15 protein-coding genes are annotated in these 15,693 nt (G+C 60.3%); 13 read left to right on the forward strand and 2 right to left on the reverse strand.

The features are described from left to right. Positions 1 to 53 precede the first annotated feature (53 nt). The 3 genes from BKX98_RS07585 to BKX98_RS07595 are packed head-to-tail and all read left to right on the forward strand — an operon-like array spanning position 54 to position 4,384. Positions 54 to 1,571: an ABC transporter permease gene (locus BKX98_RS07585; protein ID WP_073706736.1), complete on the forward strand. Its 1,518-nt coding sequence runs from the start codon at positions 54 to 56 to the stop codon at positions 1,569 to 1,571. A gap of 51 nt (positions 1,572 to 1,622) precedes the next feature. Beyond that, entirely contained in the window at positions 1,623 to 2,687 is a 1,065-nt protein-coding gene (locus BKX98_RS07590) for an ABC transporter permease (RefSeq protein ID WP_038989696.1), read from the forward strand. After that, the gene (locus BKX98_RS07595; RefSeq protein ID WP_073706737.1) at positions 2,684 to 4,384 is read left to right on the forward strand and encodes an ABC transporter ATP-binding protein; all 1,701 of its coding nucleotides are present in this window, start codon (positions 2,684 to 2,686) and stop codon (positions 4,382 to 4,384) included. The genes BKX98_RS07590 and BKX98_RS07595 overlap by 4 nt, the downstream gene beginning before the upstream one ends. Positions 4,385 to 4,730: 346 nt before the next feature. On the opposite strand, the gene BKX98_RS07600 is transcribed toward BKX98_RS07595, so the two are convergent. Further along, entirely contained in the window at positions 4,731 to 5,192 is a 462-nt protein-coding gene (locus tag BKX98_RS07600) for a GNAT family N-acetyltransferase (RefSeq protein ID WP_038989691.1), read from the reverse strand. A 69-nt stretch (positions 5,193 to 5,261) separates the two neighbouring features. Continuing rightward, positions 5,262 to 5,936 carry a TetR/AcrR family transcriptional regulator gene (locus tag BKX98_RS07605; protein ID WP_223308907.1) on the reverse strand — a complete coding sequence of 225 codons (675 nt, stop codon included), beginning with the start codon at positions 5,934 to 5,936 and terminating at the stop codon, positions 5,262 to 5,264. A 183-nt stretch (positions 5,937 to 6,119) separates the two neighbouring features. Here BKX98_RS07605 and BKX98_RS07610 point away from each other — a divergent pair, with 183 nt between their 5' ends. From BKX98_RS07610 to BKX98_RS07655, 10 genes are all read left to right on the forward strand, one after another. Further along, positions 6,120 to 7,274 (forward strand): acyl-CoA dehydrogenase family protein, encoded by a 1,155-nt coding sequence (locus tag BKX98_RS07610; RefSeq protein ID WP_038989689.1) that lies wholly within the window; start codon positions 6,120 to 6,122, stop codon positions 7,272 to 7,274. Positions 7,275 to 7,360: 86 nt separating this feature from the next. Further along, the gene (gene dxr, locus BKX98_RS07615; protein WP_073706738.1) at positions 7,361 to 8,575 is read left to right on the forward strand and encodes a 1-deoxy-D-xylulose-5-phosphate reductoisomerase; all 1,215 of its coding nucleotides are present in this window, start codon (positions 7,361 to 7,363) and stop codon (positions 8,573 to 8,575) included. Then, entirely contained in the window at positions 8,572 to 9,921 is a 1,350-nt protein-coding gene (locus tag BKX98_RS07620; protein WP_073706739.1) for an RIP metalloprotease, read from the forward strand. The genes dxr and BKX98_RS07620 overlap by 4 nt, the downstream gene beginning before the upstream one ends. Before the next feature lie 23 nt (positions 9,922 to 9,944). Further along, positions 9,945 to 10,244 (forward strand): YciI family protein, encoded by a 300-nt coding sequence (locus tag BKX98_RS07625; protein WP_038989687.1) that lies wholly within the window; start codon positions 9,945 to 9,947, stop codon positions 10,242 to 10,244. A 115-nt stretch (positions 10,245 to 10,359) separates the two neighbouring features. Next, the gene (gene arfB, locus BKX98_RS07630; protein ID WP_038989686.1) at positions 10,360 to 10,782 is read left to right on the forward strand and encodes an alternative ribosome rescue aminoacyl-tRNA hydrolase ArfB; all 423 of its coding nucleotides are present in this window, start codon (positions 10,360 to 10,362) and stop codon (positions 10,780 to 10,782) included. Positions 10,783 to 10,904: 122 nt separating this feature from the next. After that, complete coding sequence (locus BKX98_RS07635; protein WP_073706740.1) at positions 10,905 to 11,459, forward strand: NAD(P)H-dependent oxidoreductase; 555 nt, start codon at positions 10,905 to 10,907, stop codon at positions 11,457 to 11,459. Positions 11,460 to 11,598: 139 nt separating this feature from the next. Continuing rightward, positions 11,599 to 12,765: a flavodoxin-dependent (E)-4-hydroxy-3-methylbut-2-enyl-diphosphate synthase gene (gene ispG / locus BKX98_RS07640; protein ID WP_038989684.1), complete on the forward strand. Its 1,167-nt coding sequence runs from the start codon at positions 11,599 to 11,601 to the stop codon at positions 12,763 to 12,765. Positions 12,766 to 12,802: 37 nt separating this feature from the next. Further along, positions 12,803 to 13,615 carry a DUF4081 domain-containing GNAT family N-acetyltransferase gene (locus BKX98_RS07645; protein ID WP_083586685.1) on the forward strand — a complete coding sequence of 271 codons (813 nt, stop codon included), beginning with the start codon at positions 12,803 to 12,805 and terminating at the stop codon, positions 13,613 to 13,615. 262 nt (positions 13,616 to 13,877) lie between these two features. Beyond that, positions 13,878 to 14,582 (forward strand): hypothetical protein, encoded by a 705-nt coding sequence (locus BKX98_RS07650; protein WP_143181054.1) that lies wholly within the window; start codon positions 13,878 to 13,880, stop codon positions 14,580 to 14,582. Between the two features lie 52 nt (positions 14,583 to 14,634). Continuing rightward, entirely contained in the window at positions 14,635 to 15,381 is a 747-nt protein-coding gene (locus BKX98_RS07655; RefSeq protein ID WP_143181055.1) for a hypothetical protein, read from the forward strand. The last annotated feature ends 312 nt before the right edge of the window (positions 15,382 to 15,693 follow it).

A 15,693-nucleotide genomic window follows, 5' to 3' on the forward strand; every position in this document is an offset into this window, starting at 1 on the left:
CCAACCGCAAGGGCCGGCTCACTTCCGTGAGATGAAAGTAGGACATTAGAACCGTGTGGAAATTTATCGCCAAGAGACTGGGCTCAGCGCTGGCAGTGCTGTTTGCCGCATCGCTCTTGCTCTACGTACTGGTTATCAATTCAGGCGACCCGCTCAAGGACCTCCGCGAAAGCAACGCGGATAACCGCGAGTACCTGATGGCCCAGCGTGTGGAATACATGAACCTGGATGCACCGTGGTACGGCCGCTACTGGGACTGGCTGACAGGTGCCAGCAAGTGCCTGATTGGCCAATGCGACCTGGGCCGGAATATCAACGGCGTAGAGGTCTCCGGCCTGCTGGCCAACGCCGCATCATCCACCTTGCGCCTGGTCGTGCTCGCTACGGTGATTGCCGCGGTTCTGGGTATCGCCATTGGCGTGCTGACTGCAATCCGCCAGTACTCCGGATTGGATTACATCGTTACCTTCCTGACCTTCCTCTTCTTCTCGCTTCCCGTCTTCTGGGCAGCTGTGCTGCTCAAGGAGTACCTGGCGATCAGCTACAACGACTGGCTGGCCGATCCGCAGATATCCGTGGGGACGTCCATAGCCATAGGCATCGTTGTCGGCCTCGTCCTGCAGATGTTCCTCGGCGGCTCGCTCAAGCGCCGTGGCATCACCTTCTTCGCCTCCGCGGTTTTCGTCCCGCTGGTGCTGCAGTACAGCCTGTGGCTGAATTTCTACCGCTACCCGCAAATGGGCCCGGCCATCATCATCGTGCTGACGGCTCTGCTGGCCCTGAGCGCCACCGCCATGAGCGTTGGCCTGAAGGAAAAGCGCGTGCTGTACCCGGCATTGATTACCGTGGTGCTGGTCCTGGCCATGTACTACGCGACCTTCTACATGCTGCTGGAGCCAAATGGCTGGATCCTCTTCTTCGGCCTGGTTCTCGCGGTAGTGATCCCGGCAGCCATCGGGCGTTTCATGGGAGGCCGCCTGCGCAAGGCAGCCATGTCCGTTTCCATCATCACCGGTGTCGCCGGCGCAGCGTTGACCGTTATCGACCACCTGTTCCGTGCGTGGCCCGGGTTCCTGGACGTCAAGGGACGCCCCATCGCGACCATCGGTTCCTCCACGGCCAACCTCGAGGGCGGCTTCTGGGACCACTTCCTGGATAACGGCACCCAGCTGCTGATGCCAACGATCCTGCTCGCGGTGATCTCCCTGGCCAGCTACTCGCGCTACACGCGTTCCTCCATGCTCGAAGTGCAGCGCCAGGATTACATCCGCACCGCGCGCTCCAAGGGCTTGAGCGAACGAACCGTGATCTTCCGCCATGCGTTCCGCAATGCCATGATCCCCATTGCCACCATCGCCGCCTTCGACTTCGCCGGCCTGATCGGCGGCGCAGTGATCACCGAGCGCGTGTTCGGCTGGAAGGGCATGGGCGAAATGTTCGCCACCGGCCTGGACCATGTCGACCCGGCACCTGTGATGGCGTTCTTCCTGGTTACCGGTACCGCCGCTATCCTCTTCAACTTGCTGGCGGATATCGTTTACGCCCTGCTTGACCCACGAATCCGAGTCTAGGAGGCATGAACCAATGAATATCCTTCATGCCTGCAACCCTAAGGACCAGCGATGAGCACCACGAATAACAACTTGAACGAGCCGCAAAACCTGTCTTCCGTGGCCGAGGTGGAAGACGCCAAGCTGGCTCAGATCCACGAAAAGCCGAAGAGCCAGGGACGCATCGTCTTCGATCGCTTCGTCAGCCACAAGCCGGCGATGATTTCCACGATCGTGCTGATCGTCATCACCGTTTTCGCATTCAGCTCCATCGGCTGGGGCCCGTTCCCCGGCTGGTGGGGGCAGAACTACTACCATGCCGGAGCGGTCGTGGACGGCGGCAAGCCGACGCTGAGCCTGGTTCCCACCTGGCTCGGCGGCGAAGGCTTCCGCATCGGCGAGCACCCCTTCGGGCAGGACTCTGTGGGCAAGGACTACTTCGCGCTGGTCATGAACGGAACGCAGAAGTCCATCATCATCGGCGTCGTCGTCGGCCTGGTCGCCACCGTCCTGGGAACCGTCATCGGAGCTGTTTCCGGCTACTTCCGCGGCTGGGTCGATGAAATCCTGATGCGCATTACCGACCTGTTCATCGTGATCCCGCTGCTGGTCCTGGCGGCAGTGCTCGGCAAGATGGCCGGTGCCTCCACCGGCTCCATCATCACACTGGCCCTGGTGCTCGGATTGGTGACCTGGACCGGACTGGCCCGACTGGTCCGCGGCGAAATCCTGTCGCTGCGCGAACGCGAATACGTGGCCGCAGCCCAGGCCATGGGCTCGAAGACCAGCCGCGTGATCTTCAAGCACCTGATCCCGAACACCATGGGCGTGATCATCGTGAACGCCACCTTCGCGATCGCCGGCGCGATCCTGCTGGAGTCCTCGCTGTCCTACCTCGGCTTCGGCGTGAAGGCCCCGGAATCCTCGCTGGGCTTGCTGATCAGCCAGTACCAGAACGCCTTCACCACCCGTCCATGGCTGTTCTGGTGGCCAGGCATGATCATCGTTGCCATCGCCCTGTCGGTGAACTTCCTGGGTGACGGCCTGCGCGATGCTTTCGACCCGCGCCAGGTCGGAAAGAAGCGCCGCCGCCGCGCTGGCATGTTCGCCCTTCCAACCCGCAAGGAGAAGCCATGAGCCACGCAGCACCAATGAATGAACAAGGCTCAGAAGACTTCGCACTGAGCTTCAACGACCTCAACGTCGTCTTTGCCACCGGCGGTGCCGACGTCCACGCGGTCAAGGGCTTGTCCTTGGCCGTCCGCCCGGGGCAGGTCGTCGCGCTGGTCGGCGAGTCCGGTTCCGGCAAGTCGGTCACCTCGACGGCGGCCATGGGCCTGCTGCCGGAAAACGCGAATGTCTCCGGTGCCGCCAAGGTCGGAAACGTCAACGTAGTTGGCCTGGACGAAGGCAAGCTGCGCAAGATGCGCGCCACCGATATCGCCATGGTCTTCCAGGAGCCGATGACGGCACTGAACCCGGTGCTCACCATCGAGCGCCAGCTGACCGAAGCGCTGGAACTGCACGACATCGCCTACGGCAAGGAAGCGACCGACCGGGCTATCGAGCTGCTGGAAATGGTGGGCATCCCGGATCCCGCCAAGCGCATCAAGCAGTACCCGCACCAGTTCTCCGGCGGCCAGCGGCAGCGCATCGTCATCGCCATGGCGATCTCCTGCGACCCGAAGGTCATCATCGCCGATGAGCCGACCACCGCACTTGATGTGACGGTGCAGGCCGAGATCCTCGATCTGCTGCGCGAGCTGAAAGACCGGCTGAATACCGGCATCCTGCTCATCACCCACAATATGGGTGTTGTTGCGGATATGGCCGATGAAGTGGCAGTGATGTTCCAGGGCAACCTCGTGGAGACGGGCACCGTGGATCAGGTATTGCTGCGCCCAGAGCATCCATACACCCAGCGCCTGCTGGCTGCGGTGCCCCGCCTGTCCACTCCGGCCGTTGTCACCACGCAGGCCGCTGCGCACAGCTCGGAAACCGCCCCTCCAGGGCGCGAGCTGGTTCTGGAAGCCAAGGACCTCGTGCTGGAGTACGACATGCGCGGGAAGATCTTCCGCGCCGTGGAAAACGTGAGCTTCGATGTTGCCAAGGGCGAAGTCCTGGGCATTGTGGGCGAGTCCGGCTCGGGCAAGTCCACAATTGCCAAGGCGGTGCTGGGCCTGTTGCCGGTAGCTAGCGGCACCTTGTCGGTCAGGGGCCACAACCTGCCCAAGCTTTCCCCGAAGGAAGCACGCAAGGTCCGCAAGGACATCGGCGTGATCTTCCAGGACCCGGCCGCATCCCTGAACCCGCGATTCCCGATTGGAGAATGCATCACAGAACCCATGGTGGTGCACAAGATCGGCAGCAAGGCCGAGCGCACCAAGCGTGCCGAAGAATTGCTCGATGCCGTGAAGATGCCGCGCAACGTGATCAACCGGTACCCGCACGAGCTTTCCGGCGGCCAGCGCCAGCGTATTTGCATTGCCCGTGCGTTGACCTTGAACCCGGAGCTGCTGATCGCCGATGAGCCGACCAGCGCCTTGGACGTGTCGGTGCAGGCAGTTGTCCTGGAAATGCTCCAGGAGCTGCAGCGGGACTTCAACTTCGCCTGCCTCTTCGTCAGCCATGACCTGGCGGTCGTGGACATGCTGGCGGACGCGGTCGTGGTGATGCAATCCGGCAAGGCGGTTGAGCAGGGCATGGTGGACACCGTGCTGCACGCCCCAACCCATGAATACACAAAGCGGCTGTTGGCTGCGGCACCTGTTCCGGATCCGCATGAGCAGGCAGTACGCCGAGAGGCTTGGCGCCTGCTGAACAACACGAAGTAGGCATTGCGCTGAACAGCGAATGGGGCGCGTTTCCAATATTGCCATTGGAAACGCGCCCCTTTCGCCCGCCATGGCATTTTGCGGTTGTCCGCACGTTGAAAGCGGTGCTTGCAGGCCCGCGGAAGACGGGAGTTGAGTACCACAGCGTTGTGCCCGGCAGGTTGGGTGAAGGCTCAATTCCGATGAACAGACGCCCAGCCAGCCTCCCGCGGAAACAACGTTGCCTTTCGCAGAACGAAGGCAACGTTGCGGCCCGCCGAGGGGCCAACTTTGGCTGCAGGACCGTGTTAAGAAGCAAGAGCCGGCTCTCAATTGAGAGCCAGCTCTTGCTTAATGCGTTGGGAAATTAATCCAGCTGCATGACGTTTTCGGTGACAACCTCTGCACGGGCGTTGGAGAAGATCTGCTCGGTGCCGATGGTCTTGAAACCGCGGCGTTCCAGGACCTTGATCGAACCCAGGTTGTCCTGGACCACGTGTGCGGTCAAGGGGCGCTTGGTGTATTCGGCAAGGAATGCTTCTACTGCGCTGGTGGTCAGTCCCTTGCCCCAGTACTTGGTCGAAGTCCAGAAATTGATTTCTGGTACTTCGCCGTCGAAGACCAGAATGGATCCAACGACTTCGCCCTCATGCTCGATGGTGCGAACTAGAACATTAGGATCGTTCAGAATCGAGTTCCAGTGGTGGTCGAATACCGCGCGGTCGGCTGGGTTACGCGCCTGATAAGCGGCCATGAGGTTCGCCTCGGGTTCTTGCTGGTGAGCGAAGAATGCGTCCAAGTCGGAAGGGCGGACTTCACGTAGCTGCACGATAAAGGCCTTTCAATCGTATGGGTCAGCGTGCCGGTTTCGGCACGCCAGGGAATAGTGGCTTGAAACCTACACTACCGGGGAAGTGAGCGCCGCGAGTGCCATATTGGACAATAACGGCTTCAAACCCGATTTTTTAGTCCTCGGTGAGTGAGCGGAATGGGCTGTTGAGTTAAGCAAGCCGAAGACAGCATGCGCACGGAACCGGTGCGACTGCTTGCTTCCGGTGGGATGCAATTTTGCCAATTCGGTAGTCCATAGCCCGATATAGGAGTTCTGGAGTTTGCGAACCAGTTCCAGCTCGGCCTTCGGCAACGATTTCAGGTCGCGGTCTTGGACCTGCAGGATATCCGGGCGGGACAGCGAGAAATCGGTGTGGAAATCCACCAAGCGCGACAGCACCTCCAGGGGAGTGCCGCCGGCTTCCGCCGCTGTGCAACCTCCGGCGTAGATGTCTTTGGACATGTCTACTAGCAGGGCGATAAGCACGGCCTGCTTGCCAGCGAAATGCCGGTACACTGCCGGACCGGAAATTCCGCAGGCCGCGCCGAGGTCTTCCAGGGAAACGCCCGCGTAGCCATTCAAGGCAAATAGCCTCGTGGCTTCGCGTAACAGCGCTTCGCGTCGTTCAGCTTTGGCGCGCTCGCGATCTGTTGGTTCATTGAGCGATTGATATTTGCTCGCCAACACCATCAACTCCTTACGTTTGCCAAGCCCAGTCTGGACAACTGTGACGGCTGCCACTACTGTCAAAAATGTAGCTGTTCTACCCACCCGTAGGCAGTGACCAGTTAATAAATATTAACCATACTCGTCGCAGCGTGCGCTTCCAAGAAACTCGCGCACCAAGCGCAGAACATGACCGCCATCGGATAATGCACACTCCGCAGCCGGTGTCGGTTCGTCCCTCAACGAAGAGAGAGCCTGATGATTGACCTCGAACTCGACGACCAGCATCAAGACCTGGTTGACATGGTCCGCGAATTCGCCCGAGAAGTCGTTGCTCCGCAGAGCGCGCAGAACGATGCGAACCATGCCTTCCCTTACGACATCGTCAAGCAAATGGGGGAGATGGGTCTCTTTGGACTTCCGGTCTCCGAAGAATTCGGCGGTTCCGGCGGCGACTACTTCCACCTCGCGCTGGCGCTTGAAGAGCTGGGCAAGGTCGACCAGTCGGTAGCCATCACCCTGGAAGCCGGTGTCTCCCTGGGCGCGATGCCGATCTACCGCTTCGGCAGCGAGGAGCAAAAGCAGAAGTGGCTGCCTGACCTGGCCGCTGGTGAACGTTTGGCCGGTTTCGGCCTGACCGAGCCGGGCGCAGGATCCGATGCATCAGCATCCTTGACCAAGGCGAAACTTGAAAGTGGCCAGTGGGTCATCGACGGCGCCAAGGAATTCATCACCAACTCCGGCACCGATATCACCTCCCTCGTCACGGCTACCGCAGTGACTGGCGTCGATGAAGCAACCGGTAAAAAGGAAATCTCTGCCATCATCGTGCCGACCGGTACCGAGGGATTCACCGCGGAAAAGGCCTACGACAAGGTCGGCTGGCGTGCCAGCGATACCCATCCGCTGAGCTTCAGCGGAGTGCGGGTTCCGGAGGAGAACCTGCTGGGCGAGCGCGGACGCGGATACGCCTACTTCCTGGAAATCCTCGACGAAGGACGCATCGCCATCGCCGCCCTGGCCACCGGCGCTGCGCAGGGCTGCCTTGACGAGGCGGTTAAATATGCCAAGACCCGTACCTCCTTCGGCCAGGCAATCGGCCAGTACCAGGGCATTTCCTTCATGATTGCCCGCATGGCCTCGCGCGCCCACACTGCCCGCTTGGCCTATTACGCGGCCGCGGCAAAAATGCTTGCCGGCAAGGACTTCAAGATTGAAGCCGCGCACGCCAAGCTGATTGCCAGCGAAGCGGCGATGGACAATGCAAGAGATGCTACCCAGATCTTTGGCGGGTACGGATTCATGAATGAGTCATTGGTGGCACGCCACTACCGCGATTCGAAGATCCTGGAAATCGGAGAAGGGACCACGCAGGTCCAGCAGATGCTCATTGCCCGCAGCCTTGGTCTCTGAACACCACCCGCAGGGAGCGCCGCATTCTGATTCCAGGGTGTGGCGCTCTTTGGGCGCTCACAGTTAAACGAACCATAATAGGTTAGGTGAGCTTCCATAAAACCTTCATTCCAGCCGGGCATCCCCGTCGAGTCAGCCTGATCGGTTCCACCGGTTCCATCGGTACGCAGGGACTGGACGTCATCGAAGAGGCATCCGGCCAATTCTCCGTGGCCGCCTTATCCGGCGGATATAACCTTGAACTGTTGGCTCGCCAGGCCATCAAGCACCGTCCTGCAATGGTCGGCAGCGCCGTGGAATCAAAGGATGAGCTGGCCGCGGCCATCCAGGAGGCCGCCGAGGACGCATCGGTGACCGGATACGAACCCGAGCTGGTGGTTGGCGCGCAGGCAGCCACCGAGGTAGCCGCGTTCGCCGAGGCCGACGTAGTGCTCAATGGCATCACCGGTGCCATTGGACTGGCTCCGACCATCGCTGCGCTGGAAGCCGGCCACCTGCTGGCCCTGGCAAACAAGGAATCCCTGATCATCGGAGGCCAGGTAGTCAAGCAGATCGCAGCCCCTGGCCAGATCTCGCCGGTAGACTCCGAGCACTCCGCCCTTGCCCAGGCCCTGCGCTCTGGTGCGCCGGAGGAAGTGGCCAAGTTGCTGGTCACGGCCTCCGGAGGCCCATTCTTCGGCTGCAGCTACGAGCAGCTGCGTGATGTCACCCCTGCCCAGGCACTGGCCCACCCGACCTGGGACATGGGGCGCATGGTCACCACCAACTCGGCCACCATGGTCAACAAGGCCCTGGAAGTCATCGAAGCCCACCTGCTTTTCGACGTGCCGCTGAAGAAGATCGAGCCCGTGGTGCACCGGCAGTCCATCGTCCACTCGATGGTGGAGTTCATCGACGGTTCGGTGATTGCCCAGGCATCGCCGCCGGACATGCGCCTGCCCATCGCCCTGGGCATCAATTGGCCGCATCGGGTCGACGGGGCCGCGAAGGCCTGCGATTTCTCCACCGCGGCCAGCTGGACCTTTGAACCGCTGGATGAAGAAGTCTTCAGCGCTGTGAAGCTTGCCAAGCAGGCAGCGTCCTCGTCGGGGACGCATATGGCCGTCTACAACGCCGCCAACGAAGTTGCAGTGGATGCCTTCCATGATGGAAAGATCCGCTTCACCGGCATCGTCGAGACCATTGAACGCGCACTGGACGCGTACACCCCGGTGAATGCCGAGCTGTCGGTGGAAACAGTGCTGGAAACCGATCGTTGGGCCCGCGCCCATGCAACGAAGATCATCGAGGCGGGCGCATGAGTGCATTGCTGTTCATCGGCGGCGTCGTGTTCATGCTGGTAGCCGTCGGGCTGTCCATCGCGCTGCATGAAATAGGGCACCTGGTGCCCGCGAAGCTCTTCAAGCTGCGGGTTCCGCAGTACATGATCGGTTTCGGCAAGACACTGGTTTCCTTCAAGCGGGGTGAAACCCAATACGGCATCAAGGCGCTGCCACTGGGCGGCTACATCTCGATGGTCGGCATGTACCCGCCACGCGAGCAGGTCGCTGCCGATGCTCCGGGGAAGAAGCCGAATCTCTTCCAGAAGGTCTTCGGCCAGATGGTCGATGACGCGCGTTCGCAGGCCAACGAAAACGTGCTGCCCAGCGATGAAGGCCGGTTGTTCTACCAGCTGCCGATCTACAAGCGCGTGATCATCATGCTCGGCGGCCCGATCATGAACCTGCTCATCGGGTTCGTGGTGATCGCCATAGTGCTCACCAGTTTCGGGCAGGCCACCCCGACCACCACGGTCTCCGAGGTGTACCAGTGCATTGCCAGCGCGCAGAACGCGGAGCAGACCGAATGCACCGACGAGGACGTCCCGGCTCCTGCCTACGAGGCTGGCCTGCTGCCCGGCGATACGATTACCGCGGTGAACGGCACCCCTGTCGCGCAAGCCGAGTGGAACAAGCTCACCGATGTCATCCGCGATCACCCAGGAGAGCCCATCACCCTGGAATACTCCCGTGACGGGCAGAGCCACACCACTGAGCTGACCCCGTACCTGACCGAGCGTCCGGCCACTGACGAGAACGGCTATGTGCTGCTCGATGAGCACGGCGAATACATCATGACCAAGGTCGGTTTCGTCGGGATGGGCTCTTTGCAACGCGACTTGACCCAGCCCCTGAGCGCGGTTCCCGGTGTGATCGGGGAGCAGCTGCTGAAGATCGGTGACGTCATCCTTCACCTACCCCAGCGCATGGTGGATGTCGCCCAAGCGGCCTTCGGCAATGAGGAACGCGACCCCAACGGGCCGGTGTCCATTGTGGGCGTTGGACGCATCGCCGGAGAGATCAGCGCCGAGGATTCCATCTCGGTCGCCGACAAATTCGCAACGTTGCTGTCGCTCGTCGGGGGCCTGAACTTGGCGCTGTTCGCCTTCAACCTGATCCCGCTGCTGCCGCTGGATGGCGGCCACGTGGTGGGCGCGTTGTACGAGGGGCTGAAGCGCATGTTTGCACGGATCTTCAAGATCAAGAAGGTCAAGCCGGTTGACACGGTCAAGCTACTGCCCCTGACCTATGTCGTCGTGGTGGCGATGCTGGTCATGGGCGGGCTCTTAATATATGCGGATATCTTCAAGCCGATACAACTGTTCTGAGACGAGAGAAATAAGCTGTAGACATGACTGTTTTTGCTGTTGAATACGCTTACGCCGAAAATTCCACCGAGCTGCGCGACGAACACCGTCCAGCGCACCGCGAGTACCTCGGGGGATTCCTTGGCGAAGGATCGGTACGCCTTCTGGCTTCGGGGCCAACTCCGGTCAGCGACGGCGCGCTGTTGATCTTCGCAGCCGAATCGCAAGTGGCATTGGAAGACGTGCTGTCCAATGACCCATTCCAGCTGGTTGGCGCAGTCGGCTCGGCCACCATCACAGAATGGAACCCGGTCATGGGCCTGCTGAAGGAATTCGCTTCCTAGGCGACAGGTTGCATGTGCCAGCCTCCGTTGTTCTGTACCAAGAACGGCGGAGGCTGGCTGCCTTAAACGGCATCGATGGCCCAGACTGGTAGGGGAGAAGAAAGGGGAGAGCATCATGGATGTGCAGATTACGCCGGCACTGGCGATCCCTGCAGCGGAGCTGAAATGGCATTTCTCCCGTTCTTCAGGCCCAGGCGGCCAGCATGTGAATACCTCTGACTCCCGCGTGGAGCTCGCTTGGGTGATTGGCGCTTCACGGGCATTGTCCGACTGGCAGCGCCAGAGGCTGCTCGAGAAACTCGGACCGCGCCTCGTGGCTGGAGCACTGGTCGTGACTGCCGCCGAGGAACGATCTCAATGGCGCAACCGCCAGATTGCGCAGGAGAAGCTGGGACGCATCATCGAAAAAGCCCTGGCCCCGGATGCGCCCGCGCGCAAAGCAACGAAAGCCACCCGGGGATCGCACCGGCGCAGGCTGAGCGCCAAGGCCAATCGCTCGGCCACGAAGCAGCTTCGCCGCAAGCCGGGAATGGACTGACCGGAGAAAGCGACTACTGTGTCCCATGTCACTGGAATCGGCGGAATGCCCGGTTTGGCGATGCGGTTGAAAGTAGATGAAGCGTCAGCTTTCTATTTATTCTGCCCCAAGGAGAACACCTTATGACCACCAAAGTCCTCACCCTCGTCGGTTCCCTGCGCAACGGTTCGACCAACCAGCAGCTGGCGGAAGCCACTTCGCACAACGCCCCCGAAGGCATGGAAGTTTCAGTGTTCAGCGGCTTGGAGAATATCCCGTTCTACAACGAGGACCATGACGTGGAAGGTGGCGTTCCAGCAGCAGCCCAGGCCCTGCGCGACGCAGCCGGCGAAGCAGACGCGCTGATGCTGGTCACCCCCGAGTACAACGGCACCATGCCAGCTGTCTTGAAGAACGCCATCGACTGGCTGTCCCGTCCCTTCGGTGCCGGTGCACTAAAGGACATGCCAACCGTAGTCCTGGGCACCGCCTTCGGACAGTACGGCGGCGTCTGGGCACAGGACGAAGCACGCAAGGCACTGAACATCGCCGGCGCCAACGTACTTGAAAACGTCAAGCTGGCCATCCCGAACTCGGTAGTGCGCTTCGCAGAACTGCACCCGAAGGACGACGCTGAAGTTGTCGAGCAGGTTTCCGGCGTGCTGAAGAGCATCAAGGAAATCGCCGCAGCCAACTAGGCTTTCGCAGGCTCCAGCTGCAAAATGACGGGAGAAAGGCCACGGTTCCCGTGGCCTTTCTCGCATCAATACCCGCTCACCGCGATACGGTGACATACTTGGAGTAGAGAAATACCCACAATCTATTCGGAGGCGTCCATTGACTTCGGTCAGCCTAGGCATGCCGGCAGGCCCACCGCCGGTACTCGCACCACGTCGTAAGACTCGCCAGTTCCAGGTTGGATCCGTAGGTGTCGGCTCCGACTCGCCGATTTCGGTCCAGTCGATGACCACCACCAAGACCCACGACATCAACGCCACCCTGCAGCAGATCGCTGAGCTGACCGCTGCCGGCTGCGACATCGTGCGCGTTGCCTGCCCAACGGACAAGGACGCGGAAGCGCTGAAGATCATCGCGATGAAGTCGCAGATCCCGGTCATCGCCGACATCCACTTCCAGCCGAAGTACGTCTACGCCGCCATCGAGGCAGGCTGCGGCGCCGTACGCGTGAACCCGGGCAATATCCGACAGTTCGATGACCAGGTCAAGGAAATCGCACAGGCTGCCAAGGACCACGGCACGTCGATCCGCATTGGCGTCAACGCCGGCTCACTGGACCGCCGCCTGCTGCAGAAGTACGGCAAGGCCACCCCTGAAGCACTGGTCGAATCGGCTGTCTGGGAAGCCTCCCTGTTCGAGGAACACGGCTTCCACGACTTCAAGATCTCGGTCAAGCACAACGACCCGGTGATCATGGTCCGCGCCTACGAGATGCTGGCAGAGCGCGGCGACTGGCCGCTGCATCTGGGCGTGACCGAGGCCGGTCCTGCGTTCCAGGGCACCATCAAGTCCGCGACCGCTTTCGGTGCACTGCTTTCCCAGGGCATTGGTGACACCATTCGCGTATCGCTGTCGGCCCCACCGGTCGAGGAAGTCAAGGTCGGCAACCAGATCCTGGAATCGCTGAACCTGCGTCCGCGCAAGCTGGACATCGTTTCCTGCCCATCCTGCGGTCGTGCCCAGGTGGATGTCTACACTTTGGCTGAGCAGGTTACTGCTGGGCTGGAAGGCATGAAGGCTCCACTGCGCGTGGCAGTCATGGGCTGCGTCGTCAACGGACCGGGCGAAGCCCGCGATGCGGACCTCGGTGTAGCTTCGGGCAACGGCAAGGGACAGATCTTCGTCAAGGGCGAGGTCATCAAGACCGTCCAGGAAGACCAGATTGTCGAGACTTTGATCGAAGAAGCCAACCGTTTGGCGGCAGAAATGGGACTGGACAATGACGAGAATCCTTCCTCGGGTTCTCCCGTGGTCTCCGTCAGCTAGAACTAGCCGACGAAGCGTCGAGGGAGCGCCGCGCATCTTGGGCCGTCGTGACACGGCCGCCCTCATCGAGTTGCTCGATCGCGACCCCGTCGCCAACATCTTCACCCGTTCGCAGGTGAACATCCACAAGTCAGCGGTTCCAGATGGCTTTGCCCATATCGTTGGCTTGGACGGCAGTGAAGGCCTTGAATCGGCATGCTGGGTGGGCGCCAATATGGCGCCCACCGCCATGCCGGAGGCCGATGCCCAGAAATTCGCCATGCATGCCATCGAGACCCGCCAGCGATTCGCCTCGGTCTTCGGCCCGGCGGAAACCGTGCTGGCCATGCATGAGGTCTTGCGGGACGGTCCGCAAGAAATTTTCGAGCTCCGGGCGAATCAGCCATTAATGGCGATCTCGCACAACCCGTCGGGCGTTCGACGCAATCGGCTCCGTCCGGCCCAGGTCCAGGAATTCGATCGAGTGCTGCCGGCCAGCGCAGCAATGTTCGAAGAGGAACTTGGCTATTCGCCGTTGGAAAACGGGGGAAGCTTCTACCGCAATCGTGTACGCCAGCTAATTCGTGACGGGCATACCCTCATGGACTGCGACCAGCGGGGCAACGTGATTTTCAAGGCTGACCTGGGCACGGTCACCGATGAAGTTGTGCAAATCCAAGGTGTTTGGGTGAATCCGATGTACCGCGGACAGGGGTTGGCTGCCGGCTACATGGCCTCCGCTGTGGACTACGCAATGCAGTTCGCGCCAGTCGTGAGCCTCTACGTCAACGATTTCAACACCGCTGCGATTAAGACATATCAGCGCATCGGATTTGAACAGGTCGGAACCTTCGCGACGATCCTGTTCTGATCTCCGAAGCCGGCGCCATGGAAAAGCGTTAATTTTCGAAGCCGACGATGCTGATTCGTTCGCAGATTCCTGTATGGCTTCAGCACAGCGAGCCTCGATGCCGTGGGGAATTGCAGCGCAACCCGATCGCGCGACGGGCGCCGCAATGAAAATGTCGACCCCGGCATTGTCCTCGTGATGTTTCGTCTTGCGCCCAACGCGGAAGCAACAATGCCCAGCGAATGATCCGCGGTCTTCTAGACTCGAAGGTGTAACGGCGACGGTGATGGGAAAATTGGTGGTTCGAGGCTTTGGCGCTAGAGCGCACTTGGGCGCTGCTATGTGCGCAGCAGTACTCCTGATGAGCGGGTGCAGCTCACCAGAAGCCGAAGTCGGCGCATCACCGGTAGCCCAGGTTCGCCTCGATGGCGCACAGCTGGAGAACCTGCTCGAGGAATTCGCCCAAGGAGAAAAGAATTCCGAGGTCATCAGCGACAAGCAACTTCGTGAGAACATTCCGCAAGCCCAGGAATGGATCGAGAACGTCAAAGTGAATCCCAGCAAATGCGGGGTCACTTTTGCTGAGCCAGTAGCCGATCAATTGAGGAACGCCACGATGGGCGCCGTTGAATTCGAGGACAGCTACCTCACGGTCGCAATCTACAAGGATTCTGAATTCTTGCAGGCCCAATGGGATGCCAAGACGGCGGCCAACGCTGATTGCGCGCGGTACACCGTAAAGCGGGGCAACGAGACTCGTGCCTATCATCTTGCCAAGCAGCCCATAGATTCTTCAGCAGGATTATCCGATGGGTATGTGATCACCAGCAGTGATGGGTCGTCGACCCAGCAGCAGCTGATCATTCGCACTGCCAGCTCGAATGTCCTTCTCGGCCTACAGCGCTCCACATCAGCGGGGAACACCGCGAATGAAGTTGAAGAAGCGTCAGAGATCCTTCAAAAGCTCATGGGCCAGCTGACCCAGTAGTTTATTTTTACGACGTCGTCGGCTCTTCGGCGGCAACAACGGAAAGCAGTAAATGACTAAGCGTTTAACCCTTTGGGCCCTGCCATTGGCGGTGAGCATGATGCTGGCCGGCTGTTCTTCAAATTCAGCTAGTGAACCTGCGCAATCGGCTGCTTCAACGACCTCCGTGGACAGCCAGAAAGAGGCTGCCTCGGATGGCGCGCTCACTGCCGAGCAGGTGAAATCCGTCGCTTCCAAGCTTATGGAAGGCGACAACGCAGTTCAGGTGGTCGGCAACGAGCAAATGCAGCAGCAACTGGAAATTGCCAAGAATGCGAAGGCTCCCAGCGGCATCAAGCCGGAGAAATGCGCCGAGTTGAATGCCAAGTATTCAGTCACCGACTTGACAGCATCCGTATCCGCAACGGCAACCAGCTCCTCGGAATCCGTCGGCAAGGTCGTGCAGGTCTTCTCCTTGACAGACGATGCCACCCGCAACAACGTTTCACAGGCGCTGACCCTGGATGATCTAGAGGGATGCGAAAACGTCACCGTTGAGACCGGTGGCGAAAAAATCGAAACTGAACGCCAGATCCTGCCCTTGGATGTCAAAGCTGACCAGTCGTTGACCATGTCGACTCAAATGGACGCAGGTGGAGGACAGCTATTGACCTCGGTCGTGGTGCAGGCGCTGCGGGACGGCGATTTCGTCCTGGTTACCTTGCAGACAGGTTCGCAGCAAGCAGCTGAGCTGGCCGCGCAAGCCGTGGAATTGACGGATCGTGCGTTCGCCGAAATCGACGCGGTTCGAAAGCAATAGTCGTATGTGCTCGGTGCCCCGACTCGCCAATATCAGGCGGTGCTGCGCGTAGGAGCGGGATGCCCGTGGCGGTAGCGACGCGGATAGTTTGCCGAGAAGCAATGCATCTTCCGAGTCACATTGAAGCCCCTGGCAGTTGAAGTGCGATTCGACTGCCAGGGGCTTGTCCATGTGTGGCACCTGCGGATTTCTCTTTGACTGATGCTTTCCTGGCAGTGGGTGGCGCTTGACCAGCTCTTGACGATTCAAGTGAACAGCTTGCCCAAGTCCATTCGCTGCAACACTCTCTTGTTGTCTTTTTATTTCCAACAT

Source organism: Glutamicibacter sp. 0426 (assembly GCF_001906485.1).
In the GTDB taxonomy this organism is placed as follows: domain Bacteria; phylum Actinomycetota; class Actinomycetes; order Actinomycetales; family Micrococcaceae; genus Glutamicibacter; species Glutamicibacter nicotianae.